Here is a 21,670-nt window from a genome sequence, read left to right as displayed (position 1 = left end):
GGGGTCTCGCCAGCCAATCCATTCCCGCGGGAGTCTCGCAGCTTCCCAACCACCCCATTCGATGAATGTGAGAAACGAACCCCATTACTGTGTGGGGGGTCTTCCACTATCCTTGTGTTATATGCATAAAGCGCTACATAACAAGCTTTCTGCACCCAGAATAGAGTGCCTGCAAGTTCGTATCCTCCATTAAATCTGTGCATAAAAGCAACTTATTCTGGAAGTGGTTTCGAGACACTTATATGGCAAAGGGGCGGAGGGAAACGGTGAGACTCCTATGGGCCGTGTGGGACAGGTGAGACCCCACAGAGCGAAGCTCGAGGAGGCTCACCGCCCGCCCCATGGAAAGCGAACCTTTTCCCGGAGCCCCTAAATTCACATAAACATCTCGAAACTGAGTCTTCAAGAATAGGGAGCTTTAGTATAATAGAAGTTTTTTATTGATGCTTTAGGTTTAGAATACATGGAGGAATGAAAAACGTAAACATTTCCTCTTGTTTTATCCTTTTCATATGGTTACCATTGTAGTGGTAACCTAATAGAAAGGGTCATGCAATTATGAATAAAAAAGTTTATTTGTTAGCACTTGTTGCCTTTGTTGTCGGAACCGTTGAATTGATTATCGGTGGGATTCTAGACCTTGTTGCCGATGATCTTGGTATCACCCTTGGTCAAGCGGGTCTATTGATCACTATTTTTTCCTTAGTATTTGCGGTGGCATCACCGGTTTTACTTACGGCAACCGCTCGGTTTGACCGGAAAAAATTGATGCTTGTCACGTTAGTTATTTTCTTTCTTGGAAACATGCTCGCCTATTTGAGCCCGAATTATTCCACAATTATGCTTGCGAGGGTATTAACAGCGGCGAGTGGATCATTGCTTGTGGTGCTCGCTGTGACAATTTCTTCTGCCATTGTTACTAAAGAATATAGAGGAAGAGCGATTGGTACCATTTTTATGGGCATCAGTGGTTCTCTTGTTCTTGGAGTACCCATTGGGCTGACTATTGGAAACAGCTTTGGATGGAGAGCCCCTTTTTTACTGATTAGTGTACTGACTCTGCTCTCTTTAGTGGCCGTATGGATTTCGTTGGGTAATATTGCTCCGAAACCCGTCATTACTGTTAAAGAGCAACTGCGGACGTTGAAAGATAAAAAGATTTTTTCTGCACAGCTGACCTCGTTCTTGTTTTTGACAGGGCACCTTGCCTTGTATGCTTATCTGACTCCATTTCTAAAATCGGAAATGGGGATGAACGGTACTTGGGTGAGTATTGTTTACTTCATCTTCGGTGTCGCAGCCGTTATGGGGGGAGGAGTCGGAGGTTTCTTATCGGACAAATTTGGATCTGAGAGAAGCATTCTCGGCATTATCCTCGTCTTTGCGGTCGCTATTTTCACAATTCCGTATGTCACATTTTCCCTTCCATTATTCATAATGGTGATGGTGATTTGGAGTGCATTGAGCTGGGCAGTGACACCTGCACAACAAAATTATCTGATTTCCTCGGCACCTGAAACGTCAGATATTCAGCAAAGCTTGAACAACTCTGCATTGCATTTCGGAATTGCTTTTGGTTCTTCCATCGGTGGAATTGTCATTGAGCAGAGTTCCGTTATTCATAACGCAACTGTTGGAGGATTTTTCGTGCTTGTCGCTTTGGCCACCGCCTATTTCTCCATTACTCGTGGGCGACAAACGCATGAGCAGGAAGCTATTCAGCAATAACATAAGAACCCCACCGGACGCGGTGGGGTTTTTGTTTATTCTCCTTTATATTCAACTGCATTCATTTCCCACTATTCCAAGTGAGGGAGGGTAAAAGGAGAGTCGGCCATCGAAGGAACTGTTTATTTGAGGTCTAAGTGTGCATGGTCACTTGGTTTTTGCTTGATCTTTATAAAGGTGTTGGATTTACATGCTTTCCGCTTTAGAATCTAACCATTGAAAGACGAAGAGTAGAACAATCATTATAAATGATCGTGCTAGCAGTATTTTGTTCTCATATATAGATCAGCCTTATAACAAATGGCTAGCAGATGATCTGCTAGCCACTTTGATTTATTGAATATGTTAGATGGAGATTCCTTCATGATTTGTAATCATCCAATAATAAGGATAGGCTTGGGTGCCGTTTATTTTTTCTTGTCAGACTTGCCTGCTTTATCTTTTTTACCATTGAAGAAAATCTTCACTTTATGTTTTTCATCAGCCGGAACATTCACATAAAGAGCTTGTTCTTCATTATCATAAAAGAAGGACTCTTGAGTTGATTTTACTTCCTCTACAGAGCTGACCTCCTTGTACTTCGCTTTTGCAGCACGTACACGTTTAGGTGCTTCTTCTCCATTAAGCTTCAGCGTGTAAGATTCTAAGTCAGTATCGTAACCTGTCGCTTTTTCTTTTTTCTTGAATTCAATGTGCTTCCCTTTACGTTTCACTTCCAGGTCTGTCACATTGTACTCGCCGTCCTTGTAATCTAATGTTGCGCCATCATCTTCATAGAAGGAATAGGTGGCTTTTTCATTCAAATAGGTATCTAGGACTAGGTTTTCGAGTGGCTTTTCACCAGTATATTGCTGTACTTCACGTGTAGGGATCATAGAATCCTTTTTGACGTAAATCGGCAGGTGATCAAGTTGTGCTTCTGTCGTGATGGTCTGACCTCCGTCAAACTCTTCCCCCGTCCAATAGTCCACCCACGTTTCTCCTTCAGGCAAGTAAACGTCACGCTCTGTTTGTCCTTCTTCAACAATTGGTGCCAGCATCATTTCTTTTCCAAACATGAATTGATCACTTACATTATAGGTGTTCTCATCATCTTGGAATTGATAAACAAGCGGTTGTTGAACTGGAGTCCCTTGTTCGGCAGCATCGATGAATGCATTATAAAGGTAAGGCATCAATTTGTAGCGCATCTCAATGTATTTCTTACTGATGTCTTCGACTTCCTGACCGAAAGCCCAAGGTTCCTGCGCCTGTTTCTTACCTTCTGCTTTTTTATCACTATCATAGTGAATGCGGGAGAATGGTAGGAAGGCACCGACTTCGATCCAGCGGGCAAACATTTCTGCATCAGGGCGTCCAGCGAAACCACCAATATCATTTCCTACGAACGGTACACCTGAAAGGCCGACGTTCATGTTCATTGGAAGAGACATTTCTAAGTGATCCCATTCACTTACGTTGTCACCTGTCCAAAGAGCTGCGTACCGTTGAGAACCTGCGTACATATCACGTGTCAATACAAACGGACGCTCATTTGGTTTGTACATTTCAAAAGCATCGTATGTAGCTTCTGCTTCATCATGTCCATAGAGGTTATGGTATTCTTCGTGTGTTCGTTTGTTTTCACCTTCGCCAAAGGTTACATCCAGTGGCATGGTGTGGTATGGACCGTCGAATACAGCTGGTTCGTTCATGTCATTCCATAGGCCATCGATTCCTTTATCGAATAGGATGTCGTGCTTGCTTGCCCACCACTCACGCACCTCTTCTTTTGAAAAGTCAGGGAACATGGATTCTCCAGGCCATACTTCACCTACAAAGTTTGATCCATCAGGATTCTTTGCCCAGTAATCGTTGGCTGTTCCTTCATCGTACATGAAGTAACCAGGGTCTTTTTTGACAGCAGGATCGTTGATTGTGATTTTTTTGAAGTTCATGGCATCAAGTTTTTGATGAAGAGCTTCGTCGCCAAATTTATCAGACCATGTAAACACACGGTATTCATCCATATAGTCGATGTCGAAATGCATGGTGTCCACGGGGATCTCTTTTTCGCGATAGGTTTCAGCTACACGTTCAATATCTTCAGCTGAATATTCCCATTTGGATTGGTGCAAACCAAGCGTCCACTTGGCAGGTTTGTCCATTTTACCTGTCAATTCTGTGTAACGATCGAGTACATCTTCAATTTCAGGACCGTACATGAAGTAGTAGTTTAATGTACCGTCATCTGCGTAGAAGTAATAATAATCGTCACTCTCACTCGCCATTTCGAAATAAGAACGGTTCGTGTTATCGAAGAACATGCCGTACGCTTTTTCATTTTTTAGACCGATGAAGAATGGAATGGATGTGTATAAGTATTTTGTGTCTGTTCCATATGCATAAGCGTCCGTATTGAACATTCCAATGCTTTCACCACGTTGGTTTACTTCAAGTCCGGATTGTTCACCAAATCCGTAAAAAGCTTCATCTTCTGTCGTCTTTTTATATACATAAGGCTTTTCCCCGTCATATCCAGAACCGTTTTGCATGTAATCTTCGTTGATTACGTTTCCTTCCTTATCAAGGAATTTAACGCCGAAAGGTTCTTTTTTTATTTTGATGGTGATTTCGTCTGTAGTGAGAGTGATTTCGCTTTTCTCTTCAGAAACATCAAAAGAAGGGGTGCCCCATTCTTTTTTGGTGATGGCTTCAGAGAAATATTCTTCTTCCCCTTCTTTTAGAATCGAAACTTTTGCCATGTCTTCGGAAAAGAGACGAATAAAAGCGGTTTGATCAGAGGATAAATCTAGCTTCACTCCATTTTCAAGCTGTTCCACACCTTCAACATGAAGTTGTTTTTTTACAGCCTCCTGGTTCAGCTCTTGATCTGGGTGGGGTTGTGTTACCGCTAGTACGTTCGGTGCTTGTGCTGCCAATACCGTAGCCGCAATAGCCGTAGTAGCAACTAAGCGGGAGATTTTTTGGGATGGTTTGTGCATGTTAGCTTTTCACCTCAATAGAATTTTTTGCGTCAACCGGTTGCGCAAATCAACTTTATACCGAGTGTGAAAAACTGGCAATATAGAAAATGTGGAATCGTTCCCATAAGCCATAAGAATCACCAGCCTTATTATAGAGCGATTGGAAGCGTTTGAAATAGTTTTTGTAAGAGTTTCCAAAAAAAGTGAGATTCCAACCAATGGTTCATCCTTTACGATTCCTTAACAAATGTGGGGACTTTGGGTTCTTTTTATGTAAAAAGTATGAAAACCCCCATAAAGTAAATTATTGAGCCGAAACAATCGGCTGTTATGGCTTTATCTTAAGAATATTTTTGGTGATTCGAAAAATACTACCATTGTTCCAACTAAAAAGGAGGGGAAGAACATGGGTAGAGACGAACACCGTAAAAACAAAGGGAAACAAAAACGTAAGTTACCTCAAACACCTAAAAATCAGAAGAACATTGATGTAGAGTTCTCTGAAGAATTAGCGGATCGTGAAGACAAAATCGCTCAACAAAGAGCAGAAGCCGCAGACCGCCGCGCTCACAAAAAACAATAAATGGTAAATATAGCCACACCAGGTCATCCATAATTTGGATGACCTGGTGTGGAATAATCATACAGGAGTACATTTTGTACAGTTTAAATTGTTTGAACTTGAATTACTTTATGATATAATTTTAAATTGTGTTTGAATATATGAATCACATAGAAAATAAATGAATACTTAGAGGAGGTCATCTGTTATGAAACAATGGCGTAGATGGTTACCAGCTGTATTTCTTGGTATTCTCTTAACTTTAGCTGCTTGTGGCGGTGAGTCAGGGGAAGATACATCAAATGGTAACGAAAACGAAGGAGACAATGCTGAAACTTCTGAAGAAAAAGGAACCGTCAAAATTGGGATGAACAACTGGGCGGAGAACGTCGCTGTATCGAATATGTGGAAGCTTGTTCTTGAAGAGAAGGGCTACACGGTAGAGCTGGAACAAGTAGAAAAAGGTTTTCTATATGAGGCTTTATCCAGTGGGGATCTAGATATCGGTATGGAAATCTGGCTTCCGAACACGGACAAAGCGTTTTATGAAAAATATAAAGAAGATATCGACTGGCGTGAAACTTGGTATGAAGGGACAAAATTAGGCCTGGCTGTGCCAAGTTATATGGAAGATATTAATTCAATCGAAGATTTGAAAGGCTCCGATGCATTCCCTGATAAGCAGATTGTAGGGATTGATGCAGGAGCAAGTATTATGTCTTTGACTGACAAAGTTATCAGTGAATATGGGTTGGATTATACACTTGCAGCATCTTCTGAGCCAACAATGATCACAGAGTTAAAGGGTTCCATGGAAAGTGAAGAACCTATCGTTGCGACCCTCTGGAAGCCGCACTGGGTATTCGCTGAAATGGATTTGAAGTTCTTGGAAGATCCTAAAAACGTTTATGGCGATTCCGAAAACATCTCTTACGCTGCGCGCAAAGGATTAGAAGAGGATCAGCCTCAAGTGGTCAAGTGGTTTGACAACTTTATGTTGAACGATGATCAGCTTGGCAGCCTCATGGCTAGCATTAATGAAGCTGGCGACGCCCAAGAAGGTGCTCAAAAGTGGATTGACGAGCATCAAGACCTTATCGATGAATGGACAAAAGAATAATATATCAAGACCCGCTCTCTTCAGAGCGGGTCTTTTTTATGCTCTTGTATCCTTTTGCAAACATAAAGAGTCAGATATTAAATTTCCAGGTCAGCGACTCAGACCAACTGATCATTCACCAGTCACGAGTAAATATATTTATGTTGGAACATTCATAGGGACAGCGAATCATCTGAATTGAAAGAATTATCTAACATAATTTGGTATAATGGATAACTGAAGTTTTAGTACAAAGGAGCTTTTACATAATGAGTATAGAGAAAATAAGAAAAGCGAAAGAAACGATCGGTCGAGTGATCCTCGGAAAAGATGAGGTTGTGGAGTTGTTGTTTGTCTCCATCATTGCAGATGGACACGCACTTCTGGAAAGTGTGCCTGGCTCTGGGAAGACGAAACTAGCTAAAAGTTTCGCTAAAGTGATGGATGGTCATTTCTCAAGGATTCAATTCACTCCGGACGTCCTTCCAAGTGATGTCACAGGCATTCAATTCTTTAATCCTAAAACCCAGGAATTCGAATTGCGTGAAGGTCCGGTCATGACGAATGTCCTCCTCGCAGATGAAATCAACCGGGCGACTCCGAAGACGCAGTCCAGTCTGCTTGAGGTCATGGAGGAAAAGCAAACGACTGTGGATGGTGAAACGTTAAAGATTGCTCCACCACTCTTTGTCATTGCAACTCAGAACCCCGTGGAAGGAAACCATGGGACGTTTCCTCTTCCTGAAGCCCAATTGGATCGGTTTTTGTTCAAGATCGACATGGGATACCCGACGGAACAAGAAGAAAAAAACATTTTAAGAACATATCAAAAAAATGAACCGTTTGAAACACTCACGCCACAAATCTCGTTAGAAGAAATTTTACATATCCGTGAACAATCAAAAGACATTGCCATTGCCGATGATACGATGAATTATCTTTTGGATCTTGTTCGGTTGACACGTGAAAGTGAGGATATCGAGTTAGGCGTCAGTACGAGGGGAGCCCTCGCTTTTATGAGAGCGAGTCAGGCTCGGGCGTTACTATTGGGAAATGATTTTGTCCGCCCGGAAGATGTGAAATTTCTAGCCCCTTATGTGTTGGAACACCGTATTGTGCTTTCTATGGAGGGGGCCATACGGAAAACGAAAAGCCAGGTGATCCAGGAAGTGATTCAGGAAGTTCCGGTTCCCGTTGAAGCAGGTTCGGTACAGTGAATCATTGGGAAAAGCAACTCGGATTGGGAAGAAGGTTTTATGATGGTGTTTTGGCTGCGGTAATCTTCACCGGATTAGTCGGGTTTATCCTCAATCAGCCGATTTTTTATTTCCCTACAGGTCTTCTCATCATATTTATACTTGGAAGTAAGATTTTCGATCATTATAGTGGTTCGGATTTTGAGCTGCAAAATGCCAAACGTTCCGTTCGTTTGTTTCCAGGAGATGAAACAGAATGGAAAATCCACATGAACAATTATTCAAGGGTTCCTATGTTAAATGGAACGTTGTCCTTTGAAACGGGAAAAATGGTAAGTAGTCGAAGAGAAATGATGAATGAATTGAACCATTCCTATTCATTCAAATTACCCTTTTCGTTAATGAGGCGTGGGGAATCCATTGTGCATATACCAGTAAGAGCTGAAAAACGCGGCGTAACAAAAGCAAGGAATATGTCGTTCCGGTTTCCCCATTTACTGAATTTCACTCCTATAAAAATGCGGTATAAAAAACCGTATCAAACAGAGTTTATTGTTTATCCAACGCCGGAACCTGTACTCGGTGTCAAAGAATTTATTCATCCATCCATAGGGGAACAACGCGCGAATTTTTCACCCTATGAAGATGTTCTAACACCTGTGGGAACGCGAGATTACGAACAGGGGGACGCCTTTCATAAAATCCATTGGAAAGCGAGTGCGAAATCACAATCTTTGAAGACGAAAGTATTGGAGCGTCAGGTGGATGGGAGTTGGACGATCATCGTCAACGTAGTGGAACAAACGAGACTAGGAAATGAGCATTTGTCTCCCCGCCTCGAGTCATTGTTGTCCTATGCCTGTTATTTATGCTATACGGCTACAGAACGGGGCTATCCATATGAAATGATCATTAACATGCGAAAACCTCAAAGAAACCCTTATTTTTACCAAGAAAAAGGAGAGGGCAGCGTCCATTTACGACACTCCCTGGAAATGTTGGCCCGGATTGATAAAGAACAACGGCTGCTGCCCATGGATCAATTGTTCCATTGGTTCGGATCGCGCGGCTTAAGCAGTAAAGTTGTTCTCATTGTGGGGGAAATTCCTGATGGAACTGTAGATAAGTTAAAAGACTGGCAATCTAGAGGTGCTGTTGTGCTTCAGGTACAGATGGATGGTTCATCTGCCTATTTACGCCCTGCCTTACAAAGAGGGGGTGCTTGAATATGGTGGAAGGTAAAAGGAATATCACTTTTGTTTATCAGATCTTAGGGGAAGCGATGCTTTTCTTCGTGCTTCTTTTCCCTTTGACTCAATGGATGTCTCTATCTCTCTCTTATGTTCTGTTTAGTACATATGTGGTCGTTAGTATCGTTCTATTTTTTCTTATAAGAAGGTGGTCGTCAGGCTTTTTCCCCTATCTGTTTAGTTTAGCGATAATCATAATGATTGCCTATTTTGTGGGCGCTGGTTTATTACTGGGATTCATCGTCGGATCATTTCTAGTATGGAGATATTACCGCCATGAACGAGATCCTGATTTGAATCATGAAATATCATTAATTTTGTCCACATCGATTTTGACTTTTATCATGATCTTCTTCTTCCAGTCCTGGGATTTAGTCTACGCACTGATTTCCCTATACGTTGTAACGTGGGGAGGGTATGCTTTTTCACATTATTACAACGTAGACAGAAGGGAGAGAAAAGGAGGATGGAAGAGTCTCTCCGTCATCTTTCTCTCTTTAATCACAGGAACCTCGGTAATTTTGCTTCTTTTTCCATATCTACGTTCTTTGATTGGAACACTCTGGAGTGGAATTTCGTACGCCTTTCTTGTAGGAATCAACGGAATCATGACACTCCTCGCTAAAATAGGTCTTGATGTTTCTAGAATCGAGCCTATGGAAGAAGATTCTTTACCGGAAATGAAGTTTTCATCTCAAGAAAGGCAAGAAGAGCTCCAACGAATGAATGATAGCAATCAAGAAACCACTCAAAAAGTAGCAGAAGCGATTGAAACAGGAACCGTTGTCCTAATCGTCGTTGCACTTCTTTTGGCTTTGATCACCTTTTTCTTTTTGAGAAAAAGAGTGAACATAGATATGGAAACAGCCACTGATGCTCTCAACTATCAGTATTATGCATATGGTGAAGATGAGAAAAAGAGATCTTCCTCAACTTTTTCTTTTCATAGGTCACGCACAGAAGGATGGGTGAGAAAGCAGTTTCGCACCTTTGAACATTTTGCCGCCCGGAATGGATGTGGCAGATATTCAAATGAATCAATCGAGGGTTGGTTTCAGAGGATTGGGCTTACTATTGAATCGACCGAGCTTTATCAAAAAGTGCGGTATGGCAGTCAAACGTTAACAACCGAGGAAAAAGAGCAATTTGAGCTTGAATTGAAAAAACTCAAACAAAAAATTATCGAGAAAAACCACTGACCTCTAGGAAATAAGTTTAAGCACATCTTTTTCAGGAAACATACAGACTAGATTCGATTTACAATTCTTGAAAGGAGTCGCTGTTTTATGGACTTAAATAAAGAAATAAAGAAACTAGAGGCAGTACACTTAGAAAAACCACAAAAAGTATTTACGATGTATTTAAACACCGACCCTTCCGACCCCGATCAACAAGGGGGAGAATGGAAGATCCATTTGAAAAACGGATTGAATAATTTCGAATCCTATCTTCAAAAAGATGGAGATTCGGATGAAAAGAGAAACTATTGGGCAGTAAAAGAAAAAGTGGAGCAATTCATAGAAGAAAATGAACAAAACTTCGCTAAGAGTGTTGTTTTATTTGCCACTGGCGATGACACGGTATGGTTTGCTGAGCGTTTCCAAATGCCAGTGAAGACAGAATTCTACTGGGAAGAAACACCTGTCCTGGATCAATTGAAAGAGATGCAGAACAAGTTCCCTAAAACAGGAATCGTCTTAACTCAGAAAAATCAAATCAAATTGATTGATGCAGAACTTGGAACACTGAAAGATACACAGTTGTTTGAGCTTGATTTAGATACGGAAGATTGGAGGCAGCACCAAGGGCCACACCGTGCTCAGCCTTCCATGGGATCTGGTGGTGCCAAGACTTCCAAGAGAGATCAATTCCAAGAGCGCTTCGAAGCCAACCGTTATCGATGGTACAAGAGTGTAGCTCCTAAGATTGATAAACTAGCTAAAGATTATGGCTGGGAGCGCTTCTATCTTGTCGGTGATAAAGAAGAGCTGAAAGATCTGCAGGACAATATGAATAAAGAAGCTGAAGACATGATCAACAAGAACCTTCTCGACCATGAAGAGATGCATGTTCTTGATGAAGTTGTGCAATAATCTCAGAAAGGTGCTGGTGCTAAAGCCGGCACCTTTTTATTTGGAAAGTTTTAAATGAGGAGCAGTAAATCATTTGACTGGAATAATAACGTACGTAATCACTTCCTGAACCTTACTTATGGGTTCGTTTCTCGCAGGTTGTCGATAACCTATTTGCGTTATATTTGAGGAGAATCTTAACATTATACATAAAAGAAATGGTTATGATAAAATAATATTTAATGAAAATAAATCAGATTGGGGAATAACACATGTTCGTCGTAGATTCTATGGTGAAGGTACCAGACCATAAAGCAGATGAGTTAATTCATATATACCAAAAGAGATCACGCCTCGTAGACCAGGCGGACGGATTTATTTCCTTTCAACTGCTACAAAATGACAAAAAGCCCGGTGAGCTGACGGTACACTTGGAGTGGGAATCTAAAGATGCTTATCTTAAATGGGCTCGTAGTGAACAGTTTAAGAAAATTCATGAATTAGAAAAGCAGTATCCTGATCAGGAACTTCAAGGGATCGTGCCGAAAGTTTCTAAATACGAGGTGGTCGCAACGTGAATAAGTCTGAGCAAAGCCGCTTAGTTCAATTAGTAGCAGATGAAATTTACGAGGCATATCCATACCTTTGGGAAAAGTTCGGTCAGAACGGAAGAGACCGAACCGAAGAAGATAACTTCCATCATTTAGATCATTTACAAGCGGCCTATGAGATGGATAGTATCGATTTTTTTATGGATTATACGAAGTGGCTTAATACGGTTCTTACCTCGAGGAATGTTCCTACTTCTTTAATCATTGATAATTATGAACGTCTCGTTCGCTTATTGAAAGATATGGACTTGATAGATGAGAAAGAAAAACAGTGTTATATCAAATATTTACAAGCGGCCTTACAACATTTGGAAACACTTTCAAAGAGGTGAGTACTTTGGACGTGCAACACGAACAATTAGCCCATTATTTCCTTCAGGGAGATGACCAGGGTGCAATAGAATTTATTAAAACGATGCTAGAAAAATATCCGAGAGCTTACCTATATGGAGACATCATCACCCCAGCCATGTATTATGTTGGAGAATTATGGGAGAGGAATGAAATATCCGTGGCGGACGAACATTTAGCTACCGCCATTTGTGATTTTGTGCTTTCGAAATTAGACGCGGAAAGCGGTCATGTAAGCAGGAAACAACAAAAAAATTTCAAAGCTATGTTGTTTGGTGTAGAAGAAGAGCAGCATTACATAGGTTTGAAGATGGTGGCCGATACGTTTAAAGAGCATGGATGGAGAGTGAGATATTTAGGACCGGCTCTTCCTATGGAACACTCTTTTACCCAAATTGAAAAGTATCGCCCTGACGTTATCGGAATCTCGGCGGCTTTACCTTATCGTTTAAAGACGATTAAAATGGTGTTGGAGCATTTTGCTGAATTAGATTGGAACCCATTGATTATGATTGGCGGCAGATTAGCAAAGGAATACAATTTGAAAGAGTTTGAATCCGATCAGGTAATGGTTGTCAAGGACCTCGGTGATCTAAAGCGGTGGTTCAACGAAGGAAGGGAAGAAACGATTAATGAAACGAGTTGAACGCAGCTTCCCTTTGCCGCACTTAATCATGAATAAAAATTTTAAAATTGAGTCCTTATCTGATGAAGCTGTTACGATGTTCGGTGAAGTAAACCATTTATTAGAGATCATGGACGAAGGGAGCCTGTCTAAAATAAAGAGATGGGTTACTCCTGAGGTTCATAAACTTTCTATAGAAATTGCTCTCAAACCTTTAAAGGAAGATAAAAATCCAGTCACATGCGATATGCATGTAAAGTGGAAAAATGATTTGTATGCAGAAGTGTTGATTATTCCAAAGGACGAACAGTTATCGAAAATTACGAAGACCATGGATCAACTGCGCTCCCGATTAAATGATACAAACTTTCAACTCCTGGAAGAAAAGGAAAAATTGGAAGAGGCCATTCAACATGGAAATCGCCTTTCTGCTCCATTTATACGCTTAACAGAAGAAACAGCTTTAATCCCGCTCTTTGGTCATATTACGGCTGATAAAATGTATACAGTGGAAGAGCCATTGCTGCACGCCACTCAGAATGAGGATACAGACAAGGTTCTTTTTGATTTTACCGCAGTAGGACAAATCGACGAGGATGGAGCTCAAATATTGAAAAATTTAATGACCTCATTATGTTATATGGGCTTACAAGTCATCATCACCGGCATTCGTCCAGAGCAGGTGAAGCGTATTCAAATCATTCATTTTTCATCAGAGATTATTTTTATGAATTCTCTGCATCAGGCTCTAAAAAAATATTGTAGCTATTAGTTGACCCGCTCCTTATACAGGAAGCGGGTTTTTTAATACTTAAAGCACATACTTTTATGAAAATATGTTAAAGAATCACTATTTTGTGGAATAGTTCAATAAGAGCTTAGATTGAGAAAGGTTGTGAAATCATGGAAATGACATTGGAAGTAAATGGTATGACTTGTAATCACTGCGAGCAGTCCGTAAAGGGTGCCCTTCAAGAACTGGAAGGGGTACATGGTGTTGAAGTTGATTTAGACAGCGGGAAAGTAAACATCGCATACGATGAAGCTTATGTAAGCAAAAAGATGATGAAAGAAGCCGTAGAGGCTCAAGGGTATGAGCCTGTAGGATAAACAAAAAGAAGCCCGGGTATCCCGGGCTTCTTTTTTAGCTCTACAATCGTTATAAATTACTGGACGTTGTATGGCAATTGGGTCTTATACCCTGTGAATTGTTGATACGTCTGATCGATCTTTTGTTTTTCCGCCTGCTCAAGCGCATACCACCCATTTTTAAACATGAGGTTGTATAAGTTGCGTTGACAGTCCTGCGTTTCCTTGAAAATGGTAGCAAGATCCTGATAAAGGTTTTGATTGCTAGCTTCGTTCAATGCAATATTATAAGAAGCGGTCATGTACTTTTCTGTTGACAGCTGATCATTAACAAAGTCTCTCTCATTCATTTGTGGAGTTTTAGGCACGTTTGTTTCAGGATTCTGTATTTTTTGAGTCTGATTCATGATGTTCCTCCTCAGTTGGTTGTTTGGGATTGAGAATTCAAATGATTAAGCAGCTTATCATAATGGCGCTGGTGCATTTGACCAGCTTCTTCTAAGGCCGCCTGTATTTCCGGTGTTTGACAGTTTTGTGCAAAGAAATGAGCTTTCTTACAAGCATTCAAATTCCAGGACAACATATCAGCTAGATAAAGCTGATCTTTTGTGCTCACGATCTCAGGTACTTGAGACATGGGCTGGGCTTGCTGCATGGATTGATTTTGCTGTTGCATCACGTTTCCTCCTTCTTTTTTCATTTTTTATTATGACCTTCATCCTCATTTCTATAAGAAAAAATCAAGTCGGCAATCAAAGGTAGGAAATACCTTGGTGAAAAAGCTGGGAGTTTGTCGAAGGAAACATTATTTTTACCCATTTCATCTAATGAATGATAAAATAGTAGTATGTTAACGATTACATGACGGAAAAATCAGAATCATTTTTGTGAACGGGAACAAGGTTTAGGGGGTTGGAGAATGGAACGGATACTCAGAAACTTTTTTCTTTTTTTATCAAAAAATCGCTTTTTTACGAAATTGGCAAAGAAATATGGTCTTCGCTTTGGTGCAGGAAAGTTTGTAGCGGGAGAAACGGTCCCGGATGCCGTTGAAACAATCAAAGAATTGAACAAGAAGGGGATGGCTGTGACCATCGACCATCTAGGGGAATTTATCGATAGTGAAGCAGAAGCAAGGGAAGCAGCGGAAGGCTGTATAAAAGCGATTGAAGCGATTGCAGAACATCAGTTGGATTCCCAGCTTTCTTTGAAATTAACTTCCATGGGTCTTGATATATCAGAAGACCTTGTCATGGAGAATATGCGCAGGCTCCTGGATGTCGCTGAAGAAAAAGATGTGTTTGTTACCATTGACATGGAGGATTACGAAAGATGCGAAAAAACACTTGAAATTTTCAAGAAGCTGCGTGAGGATTACGAGCATATCGGAACTGTATTACAGTCCTACTTATATCGCACCGTTGATGATATAAAAGAACTCGATAAATACAATCCGAATTTACGACTTGTTAAAGGCGCTTATAAAGAGTCACCGAAGGTCGCTTTCCCTGACAAGAAAGACGTAGATGAAAATTTGAAAAAAATCATCCGTATCCATTTGCTTAACGGAAATTACACAGCCGTAGCCAGTCATGATGATCGAATGATCGAATACACGAAATCTCTTGTTGAAGAAAAGGATATATCAAAGGAACAATTTGAATTCCAAATGCTCTATGGAATCAGAGTGGAAAGACAAGAGGAGTTAGTAAAAGAAGGTTATAAGATGCGTGTGTATGTCCCTTATGGAAATGATTGGTATGGCTATTTTATGAGAAGGCTCGCTGAGAGACCGGCGAACGTTGCTTTTGTGTTAAAAGGTGTATTCGGAAAATAATTAGATGCCCGCGGTTATGCGGGCATCCTTTGAGATAATCAGGCATAGAATACATGAACCAGAAAAATCCAAGGTAAGATTTCACAGAATTATGGAGAAAAGGATTGCGAAATGTCTGAAAATATTTTATATTATACATAGATACGAATTAGCCGTACTTATTTTTTTGGCTGTAAAATGAATGAGTATTCATTCAAATGAGATAGGGGGAAATGTAATGAATCACAAAATCAAGCGGGCAGCCGTCCTTGGATCAGGAGTAATGGGCGCAGGGATCGCCGCACATTTAGCGAATGTAGGAATTCCTACGTTGATGATGGATATCGTCCCTCGTGAACTGGCGGATGCAGAAGCGGAAAAAGGTCTCACGCTGGAAGATAAAGCTGTGAGGAACCGAATTGCTGCTGAAAATAAAAAAGCACTTCTTAAACAAAAACCTTCACCACTAACGAGTAAACAAAACCTTAATCTAATTGAAGTCGGAAACTTTACAGATGATATGGAACGTTTATCCGAAGTCGATTGGGTCATTGAAGTAGTCGTTGAGAACCTTGATATCAAGAAAAAGGTTTTAGCCGACGTTGACCGCCACCGTAAAACAGGCTCTTTTGTAAGTTCCAATACTTCTGGAATTTCCATTGAGGCTATGTCCGAAGATTGCAGCGAGGATTTCAAGGCTCATTTCCTTGGCACACACTTCTTCAATCCGCCACGTTATTTGAAGTTATTAGAAGTGATTCCGACGAAACATACAAGTCCAGATGTTCTCCAATTCATGAAAGAATTCGGAGAGGATGTTCTTGGTAAAGGTGTCGTCGAAGCGAAAGATACGCCTAATTTCATTGCAAACCGAATTGGAACGTATGGCCTTTTAGTGACCGTCCAGCAAATGCTTGAAAAAGGCTACTCAGTCGGAGAGGTGGATTCTGTTACAGGACCGATGATCGGGCGTCCGAAAAGCGCTACGTTCCGTACCCTTGATGTCGTAGGCCTTGACACTTTCATCCATGTAGCTAACAACGTGTACGATCAAGTAGAAGGAGAAGAGAAAAAAGCCTTCGAAACCCCTTCCTTTATGAAAAATATGCTTGAAAAAGGCTGGTTGGGATCGAAGAGCGGGCAAGGCTTCTTCCTTAAGCAGAAAGGTGAGAAGGGTAGTGAGATCCTGCAGCTTAACCCTGAAACCCTTGAATATGAAAAACGAGGCAAGTTGAAAACAAAGGCCACAGAAATGGCGAAACAGGAAAAAGGTCCACAGCGAAAACTGAAGACGCTCGTAAATGCAGAAGGTGACCGTGCTGGAGACTTAGTGTGGTCTGTCGTAAAACCAGTCCTTCTCTATTCCGCAGAATTGTATGGTGAAATTGCTGATGATGTACCCTCTATTGATGAGGCCATGCGATGGGGATTCGGATGGGAACTTGGTCCATTTGAGATGTGGGACAGTATCGGTGTGAAGACTTCTGTTGAGCGTATGAAGAAAGAAGGAGAGACGGTTCCAACATGGGTAGAGGAAATGTTGGATGAAGGTATCGATACATTTTATAAAAAGGAAAATGGAAACGTTTACTTCTATCATGAAGGAGAATATAAGCAGCAGTCCTTTAATGAAAAGGTCATCAACCTTAAACGCTTGAAAGAAGAGCGGGAGGTCATTAAGAAAAATGCTGGTGCCAGCTTGATCGATCTTGGCGATGGGGTTGCTGGACTGGAGTTTCATTCCAGGAGCAATGCTATTGGTCTTGATATCATCCAGATGATTAATTTTGCCGTCGATCATGTAGATGAGAACTTCGAAGGTCTCGTCATCGGAAACCAGGGGAAAAATTTCTGCGTCGGCGCAAACCTTGGAATGATCCTTATGGAAGCGCAGGACTTCAACTTTTTTGAAATTGAAATGGTCGTGAAAAGTTTCCAGGACAGCATGATGAAAATGAAATACTCGGATAAGCCAGTCGTTGCCGCGCCTTTCGGAATGACGCTTGGAGGTGGAGCAGAAGTTTGTCTGCCTGCTGATGCTATCCAGGCTTCACAGGAAACCTATATGGGGCTTGTAGAAGCTGGTGTCGGTCTGATCCCTGGTGGTGGTGGAAATAAAGAACTTTATATCAAGCACTTGAGGAACATACCTGAAGGCATTGATTTTGACCTTCAAAAGGTTGCGAACAGTGTGTTTGAGAAAATCGCTATGGCGAAAGTTTCCACTTCAGGGGAGGAAGCGAAGGAGAATGGTTTCTTAGACCAACAAGATGCGATTAGTGTAAACGGAGATCACCTTCTTCATGATGCAAAACAAAAAGTGCTCGGGTTAGCGAGGTCAGGCTACCAGGCGCCTAAACGGACGAAAATTCCGGTAGTAGGTGAGCAAGGCTATGCAACAATGGTTTTAGGAGCCAAATCACTCGCTCTAAGTGGATATGCGAGTGAACACGATCTTAAAATCGCTGAAAAACTAGCTTTTGTGCTATCAGGTGGAAAGTTGAAAGAAGGAACGCTCGTTGATGAGCAGTATTTATTAGATCTTGAACGTGAAGCCTTTTTAAGTCTTGTAGGTGAGCCGAAGTCTCAAGCTCGTATGCAGCACATGCTCATGAAAGGCAAACCGCTACGTAATTAATTTAATAAAAAAGAGGGGGAAGAGTCGTGAGAGAAGCAGTTATCGTATCAGGAGCTCGTACACCAGTCGGCCGGGCCAAGAAAGGTTCACTTGCACATACGCGTCCCGATGATTTGGCCGCTCTGACAATTAAAGAAACTTTGAAAAGAGCCAACAATTATGAGGGCAACATCGATGATGTCATTATCGGGTGTGCGATGCCTGAAGCAGAACAAGGAATGAACATGGCTAGGAACATTGCCGGCCTTGCTGGACTTCATCATAAAGTGCCAGCAATTACAGTTAACCGTTATTGTTCCTCTGGTTTGCAAAGTATCGCTTATGCCGCAGAAAAAATTATGCTTGGTCACAGTGACACAGCGATTGCAGGTGGAGCGGAGTCCATGAGCCTCATTCCTATGGGAGGCCATGTGATTAAGCCGAATATTCAGTTGGTCGAAAACGCTCCTGAGTACTATATGTCCATGGGTCATACCGCTGAAGAAGTAGCGAATCGTTTTGAAATCTCAAGAGCAGATCAGGATGCATTTGCGGTTCAGAGTCACGAACGTGCAGCTAGAGCGATCCAAGAAGGGAAATTTGAGGATGAAATCGTTCCAGTTGAAGTGACAAACCGTGAGCTTGGAAAGGACAACAAAGTAAAAGAAACAAAAACCCTATTTTCAATGGATGAAGGAGTTCGAGCGGGTACTACGCCTGATGTGCTTGGTAAGCTGAAGCCAGCCTTCTCCACAAAAGGTTCTGTAACAGCAGGGAACTCTTCGCAAATGAGCGACGGTGCAGCAGCCGTTATGGTTATGGACCGGGAAAAAGCAGAAGCTGAAGGTCTTACTCCTTTAGTTAAATTCCGCTCCTTTGCAGTGGCAGGAGTAGAGCCGGAGATCATGGGAGTTGGGCCGATCGAAGCTGTACCAAAAGCTTTGCGAATGGCTGGTCTTTCTTTATCCGACATTGGCCTCTTTGAATTGAATGAAGCATTTGCTTCTCAATCCCTTCGAGTCATTCGGGAACTTGGATTAGATGAAGAGAAAGTAAATGTGAATGGTGGGGCCATTGCCTTGGGCCACCCGCTAGGATGTACCGGTACAAAGCTTACCTTGAGCTTGATTCATGAAATGAAACGCAGGAATGAGCAATTTGGTGTGGTGACGATGTGTATTGGTGGCGGTATGGGAGCCGCTGGAGTATTTGAATTAATTTAACTCGGGGAGGAACAGAAAGATGAGCGATTTGAAAGAGATGATTAAAGGTGGAGGATTCATTGTCGAAGATTTGGCTGCAGAAGATGTGATTACACCGGAAGATTTTACTGATGAACATTTAATGATTGCAAAAACAGCGGAAGATTTTGTCCTTGGTGAGGTTGTACCAAAGATCGAAAATCTTGAAAACCACGAATTCGAGCATTCCGTTGCCCTATTGAAGCAAGCGGGTGAGTTGGGATTGTTAGGTGCTGATGTACCAGAAGAGTACGGTGGATTACAGTTAGATAAGATCAGCTCTTCATTGATCACTGAAAAGTTTTCTCGTGCTGGAGGCTTTTCCGTTACCCATGGTGCTCACGTAGGAATCGGATCCCTGCCGATTGTTTTCTTCGGTAATGAAGACCAGAAACAAAAATACCTTCCGTTGCTTGCTACAGGAGAGAAAATAGCAGCATATGCTCTAACAGAGCCTGGTTCAGGATCCGATGCTCTGGGAGCGAAAACAACGGCCAAGTTAAATGATGCAGGTACTCATTATGTTCTAAATGGTGAGAAACAGTGGATTACGAACTCTGCGTTCGCCGATGTGTTCGTCGTGTATGCGAAAATCGACGGAGATAAGTTTACAGCGTTTATTGTGGAGCGCGATTATCCTGGCGTATCTACAGGGCCGGAAGAGAAGAAGATGGGAATTAAGAGTTCTTCCACTCGTACATTGATCCTTGAAGATGCTGAAGTGCCTGTCGAGAATGTGCTTGGAGAAATTGGCCGTGGGCACGTCATCGCGTTCAACATTTTAAACGTCGGTCGTTATAAATTGGCTATTGGTGGAGTAGGTGGAGCTAAGCGAGCGATTGAACTTTCGGTCAAGTATGCAAAGGACCGTAAACAGTTCAAGACTCCAATTGCAAGCTTTCCATTGATTCAGGAAAAGATCGGTTCCGTAGCCGCCAACACGTATGCAAATGAGAGTTCCGTCTATCGTACGGTAGGCTTATTCGAACAAAGTATGGGTAAATTATCTGAGGAAGAACTGAAAGACGGAGCAGCCGTTGCAAAAGTCATTGCAGAATATGCCATTGAGTGTTCATTAAACAAAGTATTCGGTACAGAGCTCCTTGACTTTGCTGCTGATGAAGCCGTACAAATACACGGTGGATATGGTTTCATGGCTGAATACGAAGTAGAAAGAATGTACCGTGATTCTCGAATCAACAGAATTTTTGAAGGAACGAACGAAATCAACCGTATGATCGTTCCTGGTACATTGTTGAAAAAAGCAATGAAAGGCGAGTTGCCTTTACTTCAAAAAGCTCAAGCCCTTCAAGAAGAAATCATGATGATGATGCCTGAGGAGCCAGGCGTAGAAGTACTGGAACAAGAGAAATATTTATTGAAGAATGCGAAGAAGATTGGTCTCCTTGCCGCTGGTCTCGCCGCACAGAAATACGGGGAAAAACTAGAAAATGAACAAGAATTACTTGTTAATATCGCGGACATAGTAGGCGAGATTTATAACATGGAATCTGCCGTCCTTCGTACAGAAAAAGCGATCAACAAAACGGGTGAAGAGAAGAACAAACAGAAACTTCTTTATACACAAGTTTATGTGCAGGAAGCCTTCAACCGAATCGAAGGACATGCGAAGGAAACATTGATTGCTGCGGAATCCGGGGATTCTTTAAGAATGATGCTTGGTGCATTAAGGAAACTGACACGCCATACACCGACGAATGTTATTCCTAAGAAGCGCGAGATCGCCAAAGCATTGATCGAAGCCGAAAAATATACAGTCTAAAAAATATAGAATGAATGTGACACAGGGCCTGCACTTTCGAAAACGCGAAGGTGCAGGCCTTCGTTATGACCTTTCCTTGTTAAACAATATGGCAGGATTGTGGAAGACTCAGTTTAGAGACTTTTGTTGAGTGGATGGGGGCTGCGGGGAATGAGTCGCTTTCCGTGGGAGCGCGGTGAGCCTCCTCGGACTGCGTCCTCCGGGGTCTCACCATGCACTTTTTTCCCACAGGAGTCTCCCCATTCCCCTCCGCCCCTTTACCATGTAAGTGTCTCGAAACCATTTCTGGAAACAGTTCATTTCCGACTAGATGGAAGTGAGCCGTTTAAGCACCTGGCTCAGGTATTTAGATCTCAGCCACTTGATATAGAGCGCTTCCTTCGTATTGCATTGGGATAGTAGAAGACAGTCCTTCTGGGTAAAGGGGTTCGTTTCTCACCTAAATCGAATGGGGTGGTTGGGAAGCTGCGAGACTCCCGTGGGAGAAGGAGATAGGCGAGATCCCGCAGGACGTAGTCCGAGGAAGCTCGGCACTCCCCCACAGGAAAGCGAGTAGCTTCCCGACCACCCCTGACGCCCAATACGGCAACGAACCCCGAAAACATCTCGAAACTGAGTCTTAAACTAAAGGAAGCTATTATGGAAGAACTTTATGTGGTGATTG

20 protein-coding genes are annotated in these 21,670 nt (G+C 42.0%); 16 read left to right on the top strand and 4 right to left on the bottom strand.

Annotated elements, in window-relative coordinates:
• Positions 1-203, bottom strand: a 203-nt coding sequence (locus tag BLS23_RS21925; RefSeq protein WP_208599191.1) for a hypothetical protein, incomplete at its 3' end; no start/stop codon positions are given.
• A gap of 355 nt (positions 204-558) precedes the next feature.
• On the opposite strand from BLS23_RS21925, the gene BLS23_RS16745 reads away from it, so the two are divergent.
• Positions 559-1,728 carry an MFS transporter gene (locus BLS23_RS16745; RefSeq protein WP_089654192.1) on the top strand — a complete coding sequence of 390 codons (1,170 nt, stop codon included), beginning with the start codon at positions 559-561 and terminating at the stop codon, positions 1,726-1,728.
• A 407-nt stretch (positions 1,729-2,135) separates the two neighbouring features.
• Here the strand turns inward: BLS23_RS16745 and BLS23_RS16740 are convergent, their stop codons facing one another.
• Positions 2,136-4,712, bottom strand: a complete 2,577-nt coding sequence (locus tag BLS23_RS16740; protein WP_089654191.1) for a glycoside hydrolase family 31 protein — start codon at positions 4,710-4,712, stop codon at positions 2,136-2,138.
• A gap of 388 nt (positions 4,713-5,100) precedes the next feature.
• Between BLS23_RS16740 and BLS23_RS16735 the strand changes: the two genes are divergently transcribed.
• From BLS23_RS16735 to copZ, 11 genes are all read left to right on the top strand, one after another.
• A complete protein-coding gene (locus tag BLS23_RS16735; protein ID WP_089654190.1) occupies positions 5,101-5,277 on the top strand; it encodes a YfhD family protein in 177 nt (58 codons plus the stop codon).
• A 187-nt stretch (positions 5,278-5,464) separates the two neighbouring features.
• On the top strand, positions 5,465-6,376 hold the full coding sequence (locus BLS23_RS16730) for a glycine betaine ABC transporter substrate-binding protein (protein ID WP_089654189.1): 912 nt from the start codon (positions 5,465-5,467) through the stop codon (positions 6,374-6,376).
• A 248-nt stretch (positions 6,377-6,624) separates the two neighbouring features.
• Positions 6,625-7,572 carry an AAA family ATPase gene (locus BLS23_RS16725; RefSeq protein ID WP_089654188.1) on the top strand — a complete coding sequence of 316 codons (948 nt, stop codon included), beginning with the start codon at positions 6,625-6,627 and terminating at the stop codon, positions 7,570-7,572.
• Positions 7,569-8,777: a DUF58 domain-containing protein gene (locus BLS23_RS16720; RefSeq protein ID WP_089654187.1), complete on the top strand. Its 1,209-nt coding sequence runs from the start codon at positions 7,569-7,571 to the stop codon at positions 8,775-8,777. The genes BLS23_RS16725 and BLS23_RS16720 overlap by 4 nt, the downstream gene beginning before the upstream one ends.
• Positions 8,778-8,779: 2 nt before the next feature.
• The gene (locus BLS23_RS16715; RefSeq protein WP_089654186.1) at positions 8,780-10,000 is read left to right on the top strand and encodes an LTA synthase family protein; all 1,221 of its coding nucleotides are present in this window, start codon (positions 8,780-8,782) and stop codon (positions 9,998-10,000) included.
• Positions 10,001-10,087: 87 nt separating this feature from the next.
• Positions 10,088-10,894, top strand: coding sequence for a VLRF1 family aeRF1-type release factor (locus BLS23_RS16710; RefSeq protein WP_089654185.1), 807 nt, complete (start codon positions 10,088-10,090; stop codon positions 10,892-10,894).
• 251 nt (positions 10,895-11,145) lie between these two features.
• A complete protein-coding gene (locus tag BLS23_RS16705) occupies positions 11,146-11,451 on the top strand; it encodes an antibiotic biosynthesis monooxygenase family protein (protein WP_089654184.1) in 306 nt (101 codons plus the stop codon).
• The gene (locus tag BLS23_RS16700) at positions 11,448-11,816 is read left to right on the top strand and encodes a hypothetical protein (protein WP_089654183.1); all 369 of its coding nucleotides are present in this window, start codon (positions 11,448-11,450) and stop codon (positions 11,814-11,816) included. The genes BLS23_RS16705 and BLS23_RS16700 overlap by 4 nt, the downstream gene beginning before the upstream one ends.
• Positions 11,817-11,827: 11 nt before the next feature.
• Positions 11,828-12,481, top strand: coding sequence for a cobalamin B12-binding domain-containing protein (locus BLS23_RS16695; protein WP_244157258.1), 654 nt, complete (start codon positions 11,828-11,830; stop codon positions 12,479-12,481).
• Between the two features lie 76 nt (positions 12,482-12,557).
• Positions 12,558-13,232, top strand: coding sequence for an STAS domain-containing protein (locus BLS23_RS16690; protein WP_244157256.1), 675 nt, complete (start codon positions 12,558-12,560; stop codon positions 13,230-13,232).
• 131 nt (positions 13,233-13,363) lie between these two features.
• Positions 13,364-13,570 (top strand): copper chaperone CopZ, encoded by a 207-nt coding sequence (gene copZ / locus BLS23_RS16685; RefSeq protein WP_089654180.1) that lies wholly within the window; start codon positions 13,364-13,366, stop codon positions 13,568-13,570.
• A gap of 56 nt (positions 13,571-13,626) precedes the next feature.
• Here the strand turns inward: copZ and BLS23_RS16680 are convergent, their stop codons facing one another.
• Both BLS23_RS16680 and BLS23_RS16675 read right to left on the bottom strand, forming a co-directional pair.
• Positions 13,627-13,956, bottom strand: a complete 330-nt coding sequence (locus BLS23_RS16680; RefSeq protein WP_089654179.1) for a spore coat protein — start codon at positions 13,954-13,956, stop codon at positions 13,627-13,629.
• A gap of 11 nt (positions 13,957-13,967) precedes the next feature.
• On the bottom strand, positions 13,968-14,225 hold the full coding sequence (locus tag BLS23_RS16675) for a hypothetical protein (protein ID WP_089654178.1): 258 nt from the start codon (positions 14,223-14,225) through the stop codon (positions 13,968-13,970).
• Between the two features lie 243 nt (positions 14,226-14,468).
• Between BLS23_RS16675 and BLS23_RS16670 the strand changes: the two genes are divergently transcribed.
• From BLS23_RS16670 to BLS23_RS16655, 4 genes are all read left to right on the top strand, one after another.
• Positions 14,469-15,386, top strand: a complete 918-nt coding sequence (locus BLS23_RS16670; protein ID WP_089654177.1) for a proline dehydrogenase family protein — start codon at positions 14,469-14,471, stop codon at positions 15,384-15,386.
• A gap of 217 nt (positions 15,387-15,603) precedes the next feature.
• Entirely contained in the window at positions 15,604-18,003 is a 2,400-nt protein-coding gene (locus BLS23_RS16665; RefSeq protein WP_089654176.1) for a 3-hydroxyacyl-CoA dehydrogenase/enoyl-CoA hydratase family protein, read from the top strand.
• Between the two features lie 26 nt (positions 18,004-18,029).
• Positions 18,030-19,205 carry an acetyl-CoA C-acetyltransferase gene (locus tag BLS23_RS16660; RefSeq protein WP_089654175.1) on the top strand — a complete coding sequence of 392 codons (1,176 nt, stop codon included), beginning with the start codon at positions 18,030-18,032 and terminating at the stop codon, positions 19,203-19,205.
• Between the two features lie 19 nt (positions 19,206-19,224).
• Positions 19,225-21,006, top strand: a complete 1,782-nt coding sequence (locus BLS23_RS16655; RefSeq protein ID WP_089654174.1) for an acyl-CoA dehydrogenase family protein — start codon at positions 19,225-19,227, stop codon at positions 21,004-21,006.
• Positions 21,007-21,670: the final 664 nt, after the last annotated feature.

This window comes from Halobacillus aidingensis (genome assembly GCF_900104185.1).
Taxonomy (GTDB): domain Bacteria; phylum Bacillota; class Bacilli; order Bacillales; family Halobacillaceae; genus Halobacillus; species Halobacillus aidingensis.
Note: the sequence above shows the minus strand (reverse complement) of the source record. Positions and strands in the feature narration are given on the sequence as shown.

What these genes read in the sequence shown, in the direction of transcription:
- copZ (WP_089654180.1), top strand. Translation starts at nt 13,364, where the DNA reads ATGGAAATGACATTGGAAGTAAATGGTATGACTTGTAATCACTGCGAG.
- BLS23_RS16715 (WP_089654186.1), top strand. Translation starts at nt 8,780, where the DNA reads ATGGTGGAAGGTAAAAGGAATATCACTTTTGTTTATCAGATCTTAGGG.
- BLS23_RS16725 (WP_089654188.1), top strand. Translation starts at nt 6,625, where the DNA reads ATGAGTATAGAGAAAATAAGAAAAGCGAAAGAAACGATCGGTCGAGTG.
- BLS23_RS16680 (WP_089654179.1), bottom strand. Translation starts at nt 13,956, where the DNA reads ATGAATCAGACTCAAAAAATACAGAATCCTGAAACAAACGTGCCTAAA.
- BLS23_RS16655 (WP_089654174.1), top strand. Translation starts at nt 19,225, where the DNA reads ATGAGCGATTTGAAAGAGATGATTAAAGGTGGAGGATTCATTGTCGAA.
- BLS23_RS16740 (WP_089654191.1), bottom strand. Translation starts at nt 4,712, where the DNA reads ATGCACAAACCATCCCAAAAAATCTCCCGCTTAGTTGCTACTACGGCT.
- BLS23_RS16710 (WP_089654185.1), top strand. Translation starts at nt 10,088, where the DNA reads ATGGACTTAAATAAAGAAATAAAGAAACTAGAGGCAGTACACTTAGAA.
- BLS23_RS16735 (WP_089654190.1), top strand. Translation starts at nt 5,101, where the DNA reads ATGGGTAGAGACGAACACCGTAAAAACAAAGGGAAACAAAAACGTAAG.
- BLS23_RS16705 (WP_089654184.1), top strand. Translation starts at nt 11,146, where the DNA reads ATGTTCGTCGTAGATTCTATGGTGAAGGTACCAGACCATAAAGCAGAT.
- BLS23_RS16730 (WP_089654189.1), top strand. Translation starts at nt 5,465, where the DNA reads ATGAAACAATGGCGTAGATGGTTACCAGCTGTATTTCTTGGTATTCTC.
- BLS23_RS16665 (WP_089654176.1), top strand. Translation starts at nt 15,604, where the DNA reads ATGAATCACAAAATCAAGCGGGCAGCCGTCCTTGGATCAGGAGTAATG.
- BLS23_RS16675 (WP_089654178.1), bottom strand. Translation starts at nt 14,225, where the DNA reads ATGCAACAGCAAAATCAATCCATGCAGCAAGCCCAGCCCATGTCTCAA.
- BLS23_RS16670 (WP_089654177.1), top strand. Translation starts at nt 14,469, where the DNA reads ATGGAACGGATACTCAGAAACTTTTTTCTTTTTTTATCAAAAAATCGC.
- BLS23_RS16745 (WP_089654192.1), top strand. Translation starts at nt 559, where the DNA reads ATGAATAAAAAAGTTTATTTGTTAGCACTTGTTGCCTTTGTTGTCGGA.
- BLS23_RS16690 (WP_244157256.1), top strand. Translation starts at nt 12,558, where the DNA reads ATGTTCGGTGAAGTAAACCATTTATTAGAGATCATGGACGAAGGGAGC.